Source organism: Picosynechococcus sp. PCC 7003 (genome assembly GCF_001693255.1).
Classification (GTDB): Bacteria; Cyanobacteriota; Cyanobacteriia; order Cyanobacteriales; family MRBY01; genus MRBY01.
Map to the genome: position 1 here is coordinate 2,519,028 of NZ_CP016474.1, position 17,022 is coordinate 2,536,049.

Genomic DNA, 17,022 nt, shown 5'->3' on the forward strand with positions numbered 1-17,022 from the left:
TTACTCGATTTCAGGACGTTTCAATGCCGTTCTCGCCGAGGGGAATTGTCACCGTAAACTGACTGCCTTTACCCAGTTGGCTTGTGAGTTCGATCTGGCCGCCATGGAGTTGCACATATTCTTTGACGATGTTGAGGCCGAGACCGGTGCCGGGGATATTTTGGGTATTACTGGCCCGGTAGAAAGATTCGAAAATATGGGGTTGGTCTTCTGGGGAAATGCCGACGCCTTGATCGATGATAGTCAAGGTCAACTGTGCGGCACTGCTGCATAACTGGACAGTCACGGTGGTGCCGGGGGCTGAATATTTACAGGCGTTACCGAGGAGATTATTCAGGATATGTTGCAACAGATTGGGGTCGAGGGCGAGGGGAGAGGCGATCGCCCCGGTGGTCTCAAGGTTGAAATGATGCTGCTTACCGATACCAATTTTAAGGTCGGCAATGAGATCTTGGCAGAGGGCCACAATATCCACCGCTTGACGTTGGCAATCGAGTTTTCCGGCTTCGAGGCGACTCATGGTCAGCAGATCATCAATCAGTTGCCGTAGTCGCATCACGCTGTCTTCGATGTTGTTGAGATATTGCGATCGCCGCGCTTCGGGGAGATGGTCGTGGTAAGCACTGAGGATTTGGGCCGCACCGAGGATTACCGTTAGGGGCGTGCGGAATTCATGGGAGGCAGTATCAATGAAGCGGGTTTTGAGGTGATTGAGTTCTCGCTCCTGGAGGAGGGCTTTTTCTAACTCTTGTTTGGCACGACGCTGTTGGGTGATTTCTGAGGCTACTCCCAAAACTTGATATTGGAGGCGATCGCCAGGGAGTTGGAGGGGCAGCTTCACCGTCCGAAAATAACGGGTTGCCCCCAGGAAATCCGTCGCCTTGGCCTCGTCAATGACCACGGTTTTTTGTTCCTGGAGCACCTGCTGATCCGCCTGAAGAAAACAGTCTGCTTCCTCAGAGTTGGGATGTAGATCACATTCTCGTTTCCCGACTAATTCCGTCACCGTGGTGCCATAGAAATTCGCCATCGCCTGGTTTACCAACAAGAAATAGCCATCTTGATCTTTGACAAAAATTAAATTGGGATTGTTATCGATGACCAGCCGCAAAAAGGTTTGGCTCTGCTGTAGATCCCGTTCGGCTCGTTTGCGCTCCGTGAGATCTTGGGTGTGTACCATGACCAAATCCGGCTGGATGTAGATGTAGGTGGCAATGAAATAGCGTTGGAATGCCTCAGGGTTATCTGGAGAGGGGATTTGTAGCTCTTCTTCAAAGGTCGTTTTAAAGTCGAAACAACGGCGAATATTCCGGTGGATCGCGTGCTCGGCACCATAAACAACATGGCTTGGACAACGGAGAAAACCCTGGAGGGAGCCGTCATTGGCAATCTCGGCGGCACTGTTATAGTCAATGAGATAAAAGTTTCCCTGACGGTGTTGCCAGGTATAGGTGGGAATCGGAAAATTGCGATATTGGGAACGGAGGAGGGCTTCGGTTTCGCGGATTTTTAGGGCGGCGCGATTCCGGGCGGTAATGTCTCGACAGACGCAAATGTAGTCGCCGTCACTGGTGATGGTCAGGGAAATCTCTTGCATGAAGGTCTGACCATTTTGCCGTTGGGCGATCGCCTCCCCTTGCCAAGATTTATGGCGATTGAGGCGGGGGAGAATGTCTTTTTCTAGGCGTTTTTGCTCACTGGGGGCAAACAGCACTTCTTTCCAGGAATGTCCCGTCAAGCTCAAGCGGTGGGGGTAGTCAAACAGTTCTAAAAAGGCGGGATTAACTGAGATAAATTCTTCCCGCTGCAAAATGGCGATCGCATCTACCGCCGCATCCACCGCCGCCAACTGACGCCGCAGGTTTTGTTCGATGTGTTCTAGCACTTGGGTGCGCTGCTCCACCCGGGATTCTAGCTCTTGGTTGAGGGTTTTGAGAGTCGTTTCAAAGGCTTGGCGATCGCTCATATCCATCCCCGTCGCGATCACATAATGGACGTTCCCTTGTTTATCTAAAAGAACACCATGGGACCAACGCAGGTGGTGTAACTTACCAGATTTAGCACGCCAAGCTACTTCATAGGTACGGGGCTTTTTTTGCTGGAGGAGCAGCTGAAACTCCTGGACAATCTCCGTGATATCATGGCGCTCCCAAAACAACAGATCCCAGAGGTACTGGTGGGCCACCTCGGCAAATTGATAGCCCGTGAGCTTTTCACAGGCGGGGTTAAACCGAATAACGCGCCCCTCCTGGTTTAGCACCATAAATAGGGCGGGGGTGAGATCAAAGAGGGTTTCGAGAAAGTCCTGTTCTTGGCGGAGTTCTATTTCCGTGTGCTTCCGCTGTTGGATTTCGGCGTTGAGGGTTGCATTGAGGGCTTTAAGTTCCCTGGTGCGTTCTTGGATGATCGTTGTGAGGTTTTCTTGATCAGTGATCAGCTTTTGTTGGGAGAGTTTGAAGGGGGTGACATCGTGGGCGGCCCAAATCACTTGCTGTTGATTAATGGCGACGATTTTAGCAACAAACCACACTGGTGCAAGGTGAGGCTCCGGCTGCAGGGAATATTCATATTTAACCCATTCCCCTGACAAAGGTTCATTGTCTGAGGGAGTTCCTTTGGCGATCGCCTGCTGGAGGTACGGTATGAGGCGGGCCTGGTGCGCTTGTAAAAACTGGTAGGTTCCTTGGCAAAAGTCTAAAAGGCCACCGCAATGATTGTTCTGGGGAGCTGTCACCGGCTTGATCTCCCAGGTTTGGGGATTAATCACAAAGACAATGTCGGTGATCGCTTCAAACAGAGCTTTCATCTGGACATCGGTCAGCTTCAGTTGTTGGGCGATCGCCTGTTTAGCGGTCTTTTCTGCCTTGAGCCGTTGACTTAAATGCTGCAGTTGTTGATCCTGCCGCTGGAGGGAACGCTTAGCCCCTTCGGTTTCGAGGACATAGCGCACCGAACGCATCAAAATTTCCCGTTCCGTTTGGGATTCCCCCGCACACAGACTCCGCAGGAGATAATCTTGGGCCCCCAACTCGATGCATTGGTGGGCCAGTTGGATATCGGCCTGGCGATCATCGGTGAGCAACAAAATCGGTCGTTGGCCCGCGCTGTCTTGTAGGCGCATAAACGCCTCTAATTTGCCAGAGGGGACAATGTTGACATCAAAAATAATCAGATCGTAGGTGTCAGTATTTAATTGGGCGATCGCCTGAGACAGACTGTCTACCTGGGTCACTTGAAAGGTTAGGTTGCTGCCCAGGGGCGGCTGCAACAGATGCTGTAAAATCACCGATTCAGTGGCGAGACCCTCGATCAAGAGCACCCGTTGGGGCAATCCTTTAGGGTGGGGTTCTAGGGTAGCAACCTGGGCGATCGCCCTTTGGGGACGCCGGGCCACTTGGTGCAAACGTTGTTGGAGGCTATGGGTTTGCCAATGGAGGGCAACGGGATCTAAAACTTGCAAAATTCCGCGCCAAGTCACCTTCCCCAGTAGCTGTTCTTCGTCATCAACCACAGCGGCCCAACTACTGTTGGTTTCGACTAAATGGGCCGCCACTGACCAGAGAGAGTCCGTGGGTTTGACCCGCTGGAAATCATGGCTACCCTCCGTGGCGATCGCCGTTGTGAGCCCATCTTTTCCCTTACCATAGCCCCGCAAAACGTCCCAGAGGGTCACAGCCCACAACCCATTCGATAAAGGGGCAGTCATGGCACTGGCTTTCTCCATGACCATCAGGAGAGACTGTTGTTTTTGGTGTAAACGATGGGCGGCCATCAACAGGCTGCTATGGGAAGGCATCAAGGCCAGATCCGTCACCATCACATCCTGGACTTGTCGCATTTGCAGGAGGGGCTCCGACCACAGAAGACGCTGGAGGGAAAGGCGTTCCACGAAACCAAGCCAAAACCCATTTTCTCCCTGTACCGGCAGGAGATCTTGGTGCTCTTGGTGCATGCGGTTGAGGCCCAGCCACGGATGTTCTAGATCTGCTAGGGCGATCGCCTTGGGGGGAGCCGTCATCACCTCCTGGGCCAGGGTCTGCCTTAAATCAACATCCTCAGTAATCAGCTTCAAGACCGTTTGGGGAGAAATCAAACCCTGCAATTGCTCTTCCTGCACAATCGGCACACAAGGAGCCACCATCTGCAACCCAACACATTGGGGAACTGTCCACGGTCGAAACCCAGGCAACAGATCGGCGATCGCCGTCGTCGGTGGGAAAGTTGGTACTCGACTCGGATCAATAATTTGGGCCTTTAAGGCAGCAAAGTTCACTGGAACATTGACCATGCGGTGTAGCTCGTGATTTCTGGGCTAGGGTTGGCTGACAAACAAGCACTTTGACGATTGCCACTAATGAGATCGCGCTTTCGGACGCTGTACTCATCCCAAACTCAACCATTCGTTTCCAGAAAAATCAACTTGATCGTAACCTTTGCTAACGTTTTACTCACACAACCATTACGGAATTTAGCAATCTCTCGCCATGTTCTAATTTTGGGGTTGACATAGAGACTGATTCAAAGCTGTTTTGGGTCAAAGTCTTCAGCATTCATCAAATCAAAACTGGTCGCAAAGGCTTCATCTGGATTAAAGGCCGGTTTTCTCGCTGGTTTTAGCTGGGGATTTGTTTTTTTAGCCACCTGACGGTTCAACGGTTTTTTGGGGGGCTTGGTGGATTTCTGTTTTGCTGGTTTTTGGGGTAGGGTTTCTTTTGATGTCGCTGTGTTGTGGGACGGCGTCGACTTTTCTCTAGGACGAGATGCCAAGGACGTTCGGGCAAAGGGGTTCTTGTTGGTGGCATGCAACTGATCCGGAAAGAGATGTTCAATGAAAAAATGAATCGTATGCTGATTGACATAACCCTTTAATACCGCGATTTCCCCGAAGCGCAGGGAATGTCCCCAGGCATCGTGTTTTTGGGCTGTCAGAATATCTTCTAGCTGTTCTTCATCAATTAAATGGGCTTCCAGGAGGTATTGACCAATATTTTTTCGTTCGGGCTGGGCGTGGCGCATCTCCCAAAGCAGTTCAAAAAAATCAATGGTTTCTTCGACGGCCCAACCCCGGAGCGAGAGAATTTCGCCAAGGGACATGTCTGGATGCAACTCTTGGTCATATCGCACCACTTGGGCCTGGGTATCACTTAAAAGCCCAGCCTGGATGAGGGTTTGAATAAGAGTTTCCATAGGTATCGGGTCTAGATGCAGTGGTCATGGGCCTGACACTTAAGGCCTGCTGGAAGAAATCGATGGGGAATAGATAATGCTGTTTTGCTTGGTTTGAGATGTCTACATTTTAAGACAGTGGAGTTTTAGAATTATAGAACTTAATTTACATTTTAAAAAATAAACACTTTAGCGGTGGATGACTCGAAAACTAAACGTTTTCTTAAATCTCTACAATGGAAATGTTGGGATTAAGGGCGTGAATTTTCTTAATTTTCAAAAAGTCATATTATTCATATCCTTAATGATTGCATTATCAAAAACGCGAATTTCTCTTAAGTAAAGATACTGACTGCTCGCCCCACCCAGCAATAGAATAATGGGGATGTGGCCAAGGCTACGAAAAAAATATGCATATTTACAATCAGTTCATCCTCCCTTCCCTGCTGGATTATGTGATGCACCGCCAGGCGATCGCCCAACAACGGCAGAAGTTACTCCAGGCGGCCCAGGGCAACGTCCTAGAAATTGGCTTCGGCACCGGGGCAAATCTCCCCCATTACCCGACAGCGGTGGAAACATTGCAAGTTGTGGAGCCGGAGAGAATGTTACAAAAACGGGTCGAGGCGCGGATTCGTCAATCGGGTTTACGGGTCGAGTGGCACGGCCTGCGGGGGGAGGCGCTGCCTTTTGAAGACCGCTATTTTGATACGGTGGTGAGCACTTTTACCCTGTGTACGGTGCAAGAACCGACCCAAGTGCTCCGGGAAATTCGCCGTGTGCTGAAAAAAGATGGCTATTTTTTGACCCTAGAACATGGCTTAAGTCCGGACGGGGCGATCGCCCAGTGGCAACATCGGCTAAATGGCGTCATGAACTGTTGCGGCGGTGGCTGTAACTTGAACCGACCGATGGCTTCTCTCCTTACGGCAGCGGGCTTTCAGGTGGAAACCCTCAAGGAATTTTATTTACCGGCTTTACCCCGCATCGGTGGCTATCTCACCATGGCGAAATTGGCTCCCTAGCATTTGGGGGTTTACGGAGCGATCGCCTTTCCCTTAAAATAAGAACGATTATCATTTCAAGAAAAGCGAGAAACGAACGTGCGATCGCCAATAACTTTCTCCCTCGCGGCCCTAAGCTGTCTGGGGCTCCTCTTCGGTTGTGGCACAGACCCCGCCACCCAGACGGAAACGTCCACTTCTAGCCCTGTAACCCCAGAAGCAACGACCCCCCAGCAGGAACCCCTAAAGATTACCGTCAGCGTCTTACCCCAGCAGTATTTCGTCGAAAAAATTGGCGGCGATCGCGTTCAGGTTTCGACCTTGGTGGGGCCAGGGATGGAAGCGGAAAGTTATGAGCCCAAACCGCAGCAGTTGAAAGATCTCAGCGATGCTGATGCCTACGTTGGCATTGGGATTTTCTTTGAGGAGGTGTGGGGCGATCGCCTCCGCTCCGCCAACGGAAATATGACTTGGTTAGATACCTCCGAGGGTATCGAAAAATTACCCCTCGCCGATCACCATCACCATGGCGATGATGACCACAGCCACGACCACAATCATGACCACGAAGGCGAACTACTGGATCCCCACATTTGGCTCTCTCCCCAACGGGTAAAACAACAGGCCGAAAGCATTTATCAACTGCTTGTCCAACTCGACCCCGACGGTGAAACCATCTATGCCAATAATCTCAATCAGTTTTTAGTAGAACTCGATCAACTCGACCAAACCATCCGGGAACGGTTAGCGCCCCTAGAAAATCGCACCTTTTTGGTCTTCCACCCTGCCTGGGGCTATTTTGCCAACGACTATGGTCTCGAGCAACTTTCCATTGAAGTGGAAGGTCAAGAACCCAGTGCCGCTGAATTGGCCGAGCTTGTCAAAATTGCCCAGGAAAAGCAAATTCGTACCATCTTCGTACAATATCAATTTAATATCCAAGCTGCCGAGGCGATCGCCCAGGAGATTAACGCTGAGGTAGTCCCCCTCGATCCCCTCGCCCCTAACTGGTCAGAAAATATGTTGGCCATGACCGATGAATTTATCCAAGCCAGTCGCCCCAACCCCACGGAGTAAACCTATGGAAACAGTGATTTCCCTCCAACAGGTCTGGGCAGGCTACCCAAAAACCTCTGTCCTCGAAGACATTAATCTACAGGTACAGGCCCTGGATTTTATTGGTCTGATTGGCCCCAATGGTGGTGGAAAAACCACCCTGCTGAAGGTACTACTGGGTTTGGTGCAACCCCAACGGGGAACGGTCAGAATTTTAGATCGCCCCGTCACCCAAGGTCGCCGTTACATTGGTTATGTGCCCCAGCTCCTAGAACTCGACCGGGATTTCCCAATCCAAGTCCGGGATGTGGTGAGTATGGGACGCTTGGGTAAACGGAAATTATTCCACCGCTACAACCGCAAAGACCGGGAAATTGTCCAGCGTTCCCTCGTCCAAGTGGGCATGGCGGACAAAGGCGATCGCCCCATTGGTGAACTTTCCGGGGGAGAAAGGCAGCGGGTTTACATTGCGCGGGCCTTGGCTTCAGAACCGAAAATTCTTCTCCTCGATGAACCCACCGCCAACGTGGATTCCCATGTGCAAAACAGCATTTACGAATTGCTCAAAGAGCTTAATCAATTCATGACGATTATGATGATTTCCCATGACCTGGGGGCCATCTCTTCCTATGTAAAAACCGTAGGCTGCCTAAACCGCCGCTTGCATTATCATCATGATCGCTTGATCACCCCCACCATGATCGAAGAAACCTACCAATGCCCCGTGGATCTCATTGCCCACGGCATCCCCCACCGGGTTTTTCCCGATCATAGTGATGGCTCTCTTTCTCCAGCACACCACCATTCTGACGCCTGCGACCATGCTTGACGCCCTCCAGTTCGACTTTATGCAAAATGCCCTAATGGCGGGAATCCTCGTCAGTATTGCCTGTGGCATTATTGGGACGTTCGTCGTTGTTAACCGTATTGTTTTCATTAGTGGGGGCATTGCCCACGCTGCCTATGGTGGCATTGGTCTGGGTTATTTCTTTCAATTTAATCCCATCTGGGGGGCGATCGCCTTTGGCTTGATCTCTGCCCTGGGGATGGGCTGGGTTGAACAACAAACCAAGCAACGGGGTGATACCCTCATTGGTGTGATGTGGGCGATCGGCATGGCCATCGGCATTATTTTGATCGACTTTACCGAGGGTTACAAAGCAGGTCTAGAGAGTTATTTATTTGGCAGTATTTTGGCGGTGCCCCGGTCAGATCTGTGGCTGATGTTTGGGGTTGACTGCGTGATTATCGCCCTCATTGCCTTGCTTTACAAAGAACTCCTCGCCATTTCCTTTGACCCAGTATTTGCCACCACCCGAAATTTGCCCGTGCGCAGTCTGTACCTCGTCCTCGTGGGTTTAATTGCCCTGACGGTGGTGATGGTGATGCAAATCGTCGGTTTGATTATGGTGATTGCCCTGTTGACGATTCCGGCGGCGATCGCCAGCCAATGGCAGAAAAAAATTACCGCCATGATGGGTTTAGCCAGTCTGTTAGGGATTAGCTTTACGACGACGGGCCTCTGGCTCTCGTATCGCTTTAATCTGACTTCGGGGGCAACGATTATCCTAGTTTCAGGGATTGCCTATCTCCTGAGCCTCGGACTCAAAGCCTACGGCGATCGCCAAACCACCCAACCAGAAGCCTAATGTCCAAAAAACTCACCAAAAACCAACGCACCATTCTCCAGCTCATCGAAGCTAAAGAGACCGAAACCAGCGCCCAAAATCTCCATTTCGAGATGCAGCAAACGGGCCTAAAAATTGGCTTGGCCACCGTTTATCGCGCCCTAAAATTACTGAAAGTTGAGGGCAAAATCCAAGAGCGGGTCACCCCAGAAGGAGAATCTTTTTATAGCAAAATTGGCATGGCCGAGCATCACCACCACCATTTAAACTGCGTCAACTGCGGCCAATCTTATCCCCTCGATGTTTGTCCCATTAGTCAGAAAATTACCGACTGGTGTCAAACCCAGAAATTCAAGGTCTACTACCACACCCTCGAATTCTTTGGTCTCTGCGCCGACTGCCAGACTCAGGCCGATAATTCTGAATGTTTTAACGCCAACTGATAATAGGCTTTGGCATGGTCAATTAATTCTGCCGCTTGGGTATCGCTGACTTCTTTTAAGCGTTTGGCAGGAATCCCCACCATTAGCGATCGCCCTGGGAGATCCTTTGTGACGACACAACCAGCACCGATAATACTGCCCGCGCCAACCCGCACCCCATCTAAAACAATTGCCCCAATACCGATCAGACAGCCTTGTTCAATGTGGGCACTGTGGATCACTGCTTTATGACCGATGGTGACGTAATCTTCAAGCACCGTTTGTTTGCCCGGATCGCCGTGGATCACAGCCCCATCCTGGACATTACTGAAAGCGCCAATCTGAATTGCTTCTAAATCGCCCCGCACTACTGCTCCGTACCAAACACTCGCGCCCTCTGCGAGGCTGACATTGCCGATCACGGTCGCATTGGGGGCCACAAAGGCCGCTTGACTAAAATCAGGGGTTGCAAGGGAAATATTTGACCAGGTAGACATAACAGACTTGGGCGAGGGTTTCTTTCATTCTAGGATGAGGGAGCCACTGTCATCTCGATAACATTTTTTATGCTGCACCAACATCAACGGGCCTTACAAATTCAAACCCAAGGGAAATCTCTCCACAAAATTACGGCCAAAATCGAGTCCTATGTGGCTGAATCGGGCATTAAAATGGGATTATGCGTCGTATTTGTGCGCCACACTTCGGCATCGTTAATTATTCAAGAAAATGCGGATCCAGATGTGTTGCTGGATTTGGAAAATTTCATGGCGAAATTGGTGCCAGAGGATGGCCGTTCCTATATCCATAGCGCCGAAGGCCCCGATGATATGCCTGCCCACATTCGTTCGGTGCTGACCAAAACCGCTGAACAAATTCCCATTGCCAATGGCCGCTTGGTGTTAGGGACTTGGCAGGGCATTTATCTTTGGGAGCACCGCAGTTATCGCCACACCAGGGAAGTGGTGGTGCATATTTACGGGGAAAAATAAGCCTTGAGGCCGTCGAGATCCAACTGGATTTTGGTGTCGATCAGTTGCCCTTGGGATAACAGGCGATCGCCACTGACCCAAGCTTGCTCCACGGTGAATTGGTACATTCGACGCGGGGAGTCGCCGAGATAATCTGCTGCTTGCCTGGGTGTCGGTCGTTGGGCGCGTTGGTCGAATCGGCTTAAAACTTGCCGTAGGGGTTCTAAGGCGGTGAATTCTGTGGCTTTTCCTGCAAAAAAGGCGGCTTTAATGCGACTGGCATCATAAACTGTGGCCATGGCCCGGCCTTCATTCTGGGATAAATTCTGGGAATGTTGGGCGGCGATCGCCGATGACCAATAAAGGTTTAAACCCTGATCCCACACAAAGAGCAACGGGCTACTCCAGGGCAATCCAGCCGGGGAACAGGTGCTGAGGCTGCAATAAATTTGTGTTTCGAGTAACTCTTTGACGAGGGCGATCGCCTCTGGATCGGTGGCTTTTGTTGTATCCACCCAGCCGTTTGCTGCGGTTGCGAGTTGTGCCATTTAGGTACTGGTTAAAGTGACGATACCGTAGTGTTCCGGGGATAGATATTGTCGCACTAAACGCTGGAGCGATTCAATCGTAAAGGTTTCCACGATCTGGGGATAGTGGTGGGCATAATCAAGGTTACCGAGGGTTTGATAATAGCCGTAGAGCCCGGCCAACTGACTCGCGCTTTCCGTCGAAAAAATATGCTCATTACACAACATGCGTTTCGCCCGGCGTAGTTCATCTTCCGTCACACATTGGGTCTGCAGATCCGCGAGGCGATCGCCAATTACCTGTTCTACGTCGTCTAAATGGTCTGCATCGAGCCAAGCCTGAATCGTGAACAAACTAGAGTCCCGTTGCAAAGAAAAACCACTGTTAATATCTAAGACCCACTGGCGTTTTTCCCGCAGCTCTTGCACCAGCCAAGCGGAAGTTGTCCCCGCCAAGATCACCGACAGAAGATCCAGACCCACCGCATCGCTAAATTGCTCGACCCCCGTCCCCAACCAACCAAAGATTAAGCGGGCCATTTCCACATTGGGCACTTGAATTTCATCGCGGCGAACTTCGATCAGAGGGGGTTCTGCCTCTACCTCAAAGGGGGGACATTCAGAGGGCACCTGAAAATCACTAAAGTTGGTTTCGATCAGCGCTAGGGCTTGGTCTGCTTGAATATTCCCCACCATGCTAATGATCAAGTTTTGGGGTTGATAATGGGTCCGGTGAAAACAGCGCATCTGGTTGGGGGTATAGCCACACAGTTGTTCGGCATTGCCCAAAATCGAGCGGCCATAGGGATGATTTTCGTACAGAAGACGGCTCAAGGCTTGGAAGGCGAGCCAGTCGGGATCATCTTGGCTGATACTAATCTCTTCGAGCACCACCTGGCGTTCCCGGATAAATTCGGCGTCGGGAATGGTGGCGTTACGTAAAATATCACTCAGGTAGGGCAGGGTTTCTGGTAGGCGATCGCCCGTAGTGCTGAGGTAAAAATGGGCATAATCGTAGCTGGTGGCAGCATTACTCAGCCCACCACAGGTTTCGACAATTTGATCGAACTCACCGGGGCAGACTTGGTGAGACCCCTTAAAGATCATGTGCTCTAAAAAATGAGCCATTCCTTCCCATTCTGGCGGCTCGGCGATCGCCCCTGCTTTGACCCATATATCGGTGGCAACCACAGGCGTCCCCGGCAGGTATTGGTGCACCACCTGGAGGCCATTGGGGAGCGTAAACAATTGCACCGGATCGGGTTGGAGAGAGTAGGGCAAGGGGATAACCGAAGCGAAACTTACCCCCATCATAACTGCTTCTTTTCTAGGGCTTAAAGGAACGTGAACTTAGCTAAACAACAACTTTTTGTACGACGCTCTCCATACAGGCTTCAGTTAAGCAGGCATTATCAAACATAAATAAAATTGATATTGTTGAGGTGTTTATATTTTTTGATCTTATTACTAGACTGTAGGAGAACAAGGTTTTTCTCCAACAATAGCTGCCATGATTATTTTCTCTTTCCGGCGTTCCCTAAAAAATCAACAACCGCGCTTTCGTTCTACGACGCCTATCGATCTGCTCCAACCCCTCCGTCAATGGCTCAATGGCCTAGAGATTTGTGATCCAGATCGCGCGCGGCTGATTTGCCAACTGGTGCCAGCCCAGTGCCCCTTTGCCCAAGAAATTTCGTTAGCTGGTTTGATTCACTTTAAAATTCCGCCGCTTTGTAAGCTTAATCCCCTTTACGAAGAAGTCATCGGCCTACGATTTAGAGCCCTTTGCTACCTCGCCGAAAAATGTCCGAGTGAAGCCTGTCGGTATTGCTAGTGCTTTAGGCTGGCTAAATTGTAGATTTTCTCAGGCTCGACCCTAGGCTTAATCTCTATGATGAATCGAACCAGTGTTTCCAGCGATTGGCCACAAAGGCAATTCATCAAACTGGAACAGATCAAAATGTATTCCTCTATTCGCCGCACTGCCCCATTGATGCGGGTTTATCCAGCAACGTAGTCCTTCATTAATTTAATGCCAATGAAAACGCCTCAAACCATCTCCCTACCTTGGTACCGCTGGCTCAATAGCAAATATGTTGTGCGGTTGTTAGAAACGGTTCAGGATCTGATTGTGATTGGCCTGTGTGTTGGGCTGTTTAGCTTTATGGTTTTGCAATTGCGGGAGATGGTGCTTTCGCTGTTGCCGCCGCTGCAATTTCAGACGGTTACTTCTGATATTCTCTTTCTCCTGATTCTGGTAGAGCTGTTTCGTCTGCTCATTATCTACCTCCAAGAGCACCGGGTTTCTATCGGTGTGGCGGTGGAAGTGTCGATTGTTTCTGTGCTCCGGGAAATTATTGTGCGCGGTGTTTTAGACACGCCTTGGACGCAGGTTTTGGTCGCTTGTATCTTTCTCTTGGTCTTAGGGGCGCTGTTAGTCATTCGCGTTTGGTTGCCGCCCACCTTTGATGGGATTGATCCAGAGCAAGTCGTCTCGCAGCGGCACCGTTCTCGGCGTCATCCCCAAGAAAAAGAGAATCACACGCTGGTTTCCTAGAGAAATGTTTTATCGGCAGCACCGGGTTTAGGTAATTGATTCCCCGGTGCGATCGCCTTTTGTTTCTCTAGTTCGCAAGGCCCAATTGCGGGTCAAGATCATCCGGGGATGGATGATTTTGTGCTGTTTAATCAGATGTTTCAACATATAATCACAGACCCCCGCCACGGCCTGATCAAGATTTTTTTCGCTTAATTGCCGCAGTTTTTGCAGTTTTTTGCTGTCACCCCGACCGGGTTCGAGGGCATCGGCGACGAAAATAATGCAGCTTAATTGATCCATGCCAGGGTGCCCAAGGGTGTGGTTGGTGATCGCCTTTAAGATCTGCTCATCCCGAATTCCAAACTCCGTCCGCGCCACAATCGCACTCACATCTGCATGGAGTAGGTGGGGCACCTGGGCACAAATCGGATCAATCTCTAAACCGTGCTGTCGGGCGATTTGCAGCAATTTGGGCGGCGGAAAAAACTTGGCTAGATCATGTAACAATCCCGCCTGGGCCGCTTGCTCGGAGTCTACTCCATGGCGTTTGGCTAAGGCTTGGGCCATCTGTTCCACCCCCAGGATATGCTCTATACGATGGCGAGAAACATTATCTTGTAACCAACTGATCACCGGGCCACGATCCAGCGTCATACAGCCCCACTCCTCCGACGAAACATCAAGATCTTTGTACAAAACCCCTTAAATCTCCCTGACTAAAACGATAACGAAAGGAGTTTCATGGGTGATAATCCTAGTGAAGAATACAACCTACGACCGGAAATTGGGATTTTGAGTACTGCCACCCCGACAAACCACCGCACCATTCGCCCCATTTCAACCTATGCCCTCCACGGTGTGGCGTTCCACGACGGCTATTTTTGGGCCATTGAAAATATTAATGGCTACCTGATGCGGATCGATCCCCATACTGATGCGACACAAATTATCAACTTCCGCACTTGGTCAGCTTTTATCGGGGCGACGGGCCTTGCGATCCAAAACGAGATTCTGTGGTTTACCAGTGGCGATCGCCTTTACAAATGTGCCATGACCGACAGCCAATGGAATCCCGAACTCTTTACCCGATTTCCCGATACCGTCAATGGCGTCGCAATTTCTGGCAATAGCCTTTATGTTTCCTGCCAAAAACGGGGCGAAATTTTTATCTATGACGCCACCAATGGCCGCTCCATTACCAGCCTCTATGCCCCTGGTATTGGCGTGGAAAACCTCGTGATTCGCGGCGAAGATCTCTGGGTTTCCGATAGCCTCGAACAAACCGTTTATTGCCTAGAGCGGGCCACTGGCGAAGTAAAATTCAGTCTGCTGACCCCCTTCGAATCCCCCACGGGCCTAACGTTTTATCCCAATCCTGAAGGTGACGCCGACATTCTCTATGTCGCCTATGCCTCCCAGGAACCCTACATTCGTGATAACCCCAACGCCGACCCCAACTACGAACTCCAATACCGCGACGTTACTTTTCTGCATCCCCTCTATTTCCGCTACGACCCAGAAGCAAAATACGCCCTCTCCAATGGCTTTCTTTTGGAGATGAGCTATGTCGAAGAACTATCGCCCCTCGATCCCGTTGAATTGCAGGATCTCGAATGGAAAATTGCCCTCCCCGCCGAAACCGATCGCCAACAAGTGGTTAGCATTGAACCCGTCGGCCTCCCCTTTACCATTGAAGAAAAAGAAGGCCAAAAGATCGCCGTCTTTAAATTTGACCAACTCAATGACCGACATCGCCATATTTTTGGGTGGCGGGCCATTCTCAAGGTGTGGGGCATTAAATATCAATTTGTGCCGCGGGACTGCGAAAACCTAGAACCAATTCCAGAAGCACTCCAGGCACAATACCTAGTGGATAACGAAAACTTGGCCATGGAAACAGAGATTATCCAACGGGCCGCGACCGATGCCGTGGGTAGTGAAACGAACCTCCTCCGCCAAATGTACAACATCCGCAATTATGTCTATGACCGTCTCTCCTATGGCATTAAGCCCCACATCGACACCCCGGATATCGCCCTCCGGCGGGGGGTTGGCTCCTGCGGTGAATATTTAGGTGTGCTCTTGGCTTTGTCTCGCCTCAATGGCATCGCCAGCCGGACGGTGGGTCGCTACAAATGTCCGGCCCATGCCCACCTGAGAAATTTGCCCCTCCAACCCGATTACAACCATGTCTGGATGGAATTTTATCTACCGGGTTATGGTTGGCTACCCATGGAATCGAACCCCGATGATCTCTGTGAGGGGGGGCCATACCCAGCCCGCTTTTTCATGGGACTCGCTTGGTACCATGCAGAAATGGCGAAGGGTGTTCCCTTTGAAAAACTGTATCGCCAGGGGGAAATCGTCCCGAAGGAGCAAGTCTCCCTGGGAGATCTGGCCCTAAACCATGTGCGATTTACGATTCTTGAGGAATTGCAACCTTGATGTTGAGGAACACCGTCTAGTTTTAGAGGTTGATCCGGGGTAGGCGATGCTTGAAACCACAGAGAATTTCCCAAGAAATCGTCCCCAACTGATTTGCCCATTGGTCAACGGTTAGCTGCTGGTCGTTATCTGTGCCAATGAGCGTTACGACATCACCGACTTGTACGTCCGGGAGATGGCTAACATCGAGCATCAGTTGATCCATCGTAATCGCCCCAATTTGGGGCGCAAAGGCACCATTAACCAAGACTTTCAATTGATTTGAAAGGCGACGGGGCACGCCATCGGCATAACCAATACCCACCACAGCCGTTTTTGTTTCTGTGGTAGTAATAAAGCGGTGGCCGTAGCTAACGCCGGTATCGGGGGGCAAGGTTTTCAGCTGGGTGATGCGGGCCTTGACCTGGAGCACGGGTTTGAGGCGGACTTTGGGGCTGAGGTGGGGTGCAGGATAAACACCATAGATAGAGAGGCCCAGGCGCACCAGATCATAGTGGAGATCGCGGCTGTGGAGGGTGGCGGCGGAATTACCAATATGTAGCTTTGGGATTGGTATTCCCCGTTGTTCGAGCTTGGCGATCGCCTCTTGGAAGCGTTGGTGTTGCTGATCCATCGTCGTGGGGTCTGGATCGTCGGCGGTGGCAAAGTGGGAATAGATACTAGCGATGTTTAGCTTAGGGGCTTGGTGAACTGCTTCAACGAAGGGCAGGGCTTCCTCCCAGCGGGTGCCGAGACGGGACATACCAGTGTCAATTTTGAGATGCACAGAAAGGTCTTTTCCTAGGCGGGCGAGGGTGTCGTTGAAAATGGCCACTTGGGACAAGTTACAGAGGGTGGGCTGCAAATCCCAATGGGCGATCGCCTCAATTTCTTCGGTGGTGTTAGTGGCTCCCAAAATGAGGATCGGTGCAGTAATCCCAGCTTCGCGCAGTTCGACCCCTTCGCCTAGGGTGGCGATCGCCAACCAAGTGGCCCCCGCATTGAGTACCGTTTCGGCAACCTTAACCGCACCATGGCCATAGGCATCGGCTTTGACCACTGCCATCAATGCCGTTTGGGGCGCGAGAATTCCCCTCAGGGCACGAATATTGTCCGCCAGCGCTTGATGGTCAATTTCTACCCAGGCCCGTTGGCGAATCGCTTTAGAAAACTGATAATGACGGCACGCTTGGGACACGATGTAGGATAGCTGTTCTCCATCTAACACAGGCGATCGCTCCAATTTCTACGAAAATTTTTTGCTTATTTTATCGAGTGTAGAGTC

General features: G+C 50.9%; 16 protein-coding genes. 9 read left to right on the forward strand and 7 right to left on the reverse strand.

Annotation, left to right across the window (positions count from 1 at the left end; all coding sequences use genetic code 11):
- Positions 1–10: 10 nt before the first annotated feature.
- Both AWQ21_RS11970 and AWQ21_RS11975 read right to left on the reverse strand, forming a co-directional pair.
- Positions 11–4,288, reverse strand: a complete 4,278-nt coding sequence (locus AWQ21_RS11970; protein WP_065714730.1) for a PAS domain S-box protein — start codon at positions 4,286–4,288, stop codon at positions 11–13.
- A 230-nt stretch (positions 4,289–4,518) separates the two neighbouring features.
- Positions 4,519–5,187, reverse strand: coding sequence for a hypothetical protein (locus AWQ21_RS11975; protein ID WP_065714731.1), 669 nt, complete (start codon positions 5,185–5,187; stop codon positions 4,519–4,521).
- Positions 5,188–5,576: 389 nt separating this feature from the next.
- Here AWQ21_RS11975 and AWQ21_RS11980 point away from each other — a divergent pair, with 389 nt between their 5' ends.
- From AWQ21_RS11980 to AWQ21_RS12000, 5 genes are all read left to right on the forward strand, one after another.
- Complete coding sequence (locus AWQ21_RS11980) at positions 5,577–6,191, forward strand: class I SAM-dependent methyltransferase (protein ID WP_065714732.1); 615 nt, start codon at positions 5,577–5,579, stop codon at positions 6,189–6,191.
- 120 nt (positions 6,192–6,311) lie between these two features.
- Entirely contained in the window at positions 6,312–7,247 is a 936-nt protein-coding gene (locus AWQ21_RS11985) for a metal ABC transporter solute-binding protein, Zn/Mn family (RefSeq protein WP_065715335.1), read from the forward strand.
- Positions 7,248–7,251: 4 nt separating this feature from the next.
- A complete protein-coding gene (locus AWQ21_RS11990; RefSeq protein WP_065714733.1) occupies positions 7,252–8,055 on the forward strand; it encodes a metal ABC transporter ATP-binding protein in 804 nt (267 codons plus the stop codon).
- Positions 8,048–8,875, forward strand: coding sequence for a metal ABC transporter permease (locus AWQ21_RS11995; protein ID WP_065714734.1), 828 nt, complete (start codon positions 8,048–8,050; stop codon positions 8,873–8,875). Before AWQ21_RS11990 ends, AWQ21_RS11995 begins: the two co-directional genes overlap by 8 nt.
- Positions 8,875–9,297, forward strand: coding sequence for a Fur family transcriptional regulator (locus tag AWQ21_RS12000; RefSeq protein WP_065714735.1), 423 nt, complete (start codon positions 8,875–8,877; stop codon positions 9,295–9,297). The genes AWQ21_RS11995 and AWQ21_RS12000 overlap by 1 nt, the downstream gene beginning before the upstream one ends.
- On the opposite strand, the gene AWQ21_RS12005 is transcribed toward AWQ21_RS12000, so the two are convergent.
- Positions 9,261–9,773 (reverse strand): gamma carbonic anhydrase family protein, encoded by a 513-nt coding sequence (locus tag AWQ21_RS12005; RefSeq protein ID WP_065714736.1) that lies wholly within the window; start codon positions 9,771–9,773, stop codon positions 9,261–9,263. The two genes, AWQ21_RS12000 and AWQ21_RS12005, sit on opposite strands and share 37 nt — an antisense overlap.
- A 69-nt stretch (positions 9,774–9,842) precedes the next feature.
- Here AWQ21_RS12005 and AWQ21_RS12010 point away from each other — a divergent pair, with 69 nt between their 5' ends.
- Positions 9,843–10,268: a secondary thiamine-phosphate synthase enzyme YjbQ gene (locus tag AWQ21_RS12010; RefSeq protein WP_065714737.1), complete on the forward strand. Its 426-nt coding sequence runs from the start codon at positions 9,843–9,845 to the stop codon at positions 10,266–10,268.
- On the opposite strand, the gene AWQ21_RS12015 is transcribed toward AWQ21_RS12010, so the two are convergent.
- The gene (locus AWQ21_RS12015) at positions 10,253–10,795 is read right to left on the reverse strand and encodes a pyridoxamine 5'-phosphate oxidase family protein (RefSeq protein ID WP_065714738.1); all 543 of its coding nucleotides are present in this window, start codon (positions 10,793–10,795) and stop codon (positions 10,253–10,255) included. The genes AWQ21_RS12010 and AWQ21_RS12015 overlap by 16 nt on opposite strands.
- Positions 10,796–12,088: a pitrilysin family protein gene (locus AWQ21_RS12020; RefSeq protein WP_083998019.1), complete on the reverse strand. Its 1,293-nt coding sequence runs from the start codon at positions 12,086–12,088 to the stop codon at positions 10,796–10,798.
- 196 nt (positions 12,089–12,284) lie between these two features.
- On the opposite strand from AWQ21_RS12020, the gene AWQ21_RS12025 reads away from it, so the two are divergent.
- Both AWQ21_RS12025 and AWQ21_RS12030 read left to right on the forward strand, forming a co-directional pair.
- Entirely contained in the window at positions 12,285–12,608 is a 324-nt protein-coding gene (locus tag AWQ21_RS12025; RefSeq protein ID WP_065714739.1) for a Mo-dependent nitrogenase C-terminal domain-containing protein, read from the forward strand.
- Positions 12,609–12,812: 204 nt separating this feature from the next.
- Positions 12,813–13,331, forward strand: coding sequence for a phosphate-starvation-inducible PsiE family protein (locus AWQ21_RS12030; RefSeq protein ID WP_065714740.1), 519 nt, complete (start codon positions 12,813–12,815; stop codon positions 13,329–13,331).
- 27 nt (positions 13,332–13,358) lie between these two features.
- Here the strand turns inward: AWQ21_RS12030 and yqeK are convergent, their stop codons facing one another.
- On the reverse strand, positions 13,359–13,967 hold the full coding sequence (yqeK, locus tag AWQ21_RS12035; protein WP_065714741.1) for a bis(5'-nucleosyl)-tetraphosphatase (symmetrical) YqeK: 609 nt from the start codon (positions 13,965–13,967) through the stop codon (positions 13,359–13,361).
- Positions 13,968–14,054: 87 nt separating this feature from the next.
- On the opposite strand from yqeK, the gene AWQ21_RS12040 reads away from it, so the two are divergent.
- On the forward strand, positions 14,055–15,758 hold the full coding sequence (locus AWQ21_RS12040; protein ID WP_232314969.1) for a transglutaminase domain-containing protein: 1,704 nt from the start codon (positions 14,055–14,057) through the stop codon (positions 15,756–15,758).
- A gap of 22 nt (positions 15,759–15,780) precedes the next feature.
- On the opposite strand, the gene alr is transcribed toward AWQ21_RS12040, so the two are convergent.
- A complete protein-coding gene (alr, locus tag AWQ21_RS12045) occupies positions 15,781–16,965 on the reverse strand; it encodes an alanine racemase (RefSeq protein WP_065714742.1) in 1,185 nt (394 codons plus the stop codon).
- Positions 16,966–17,022: the final 57 nt, after the last annotated feature.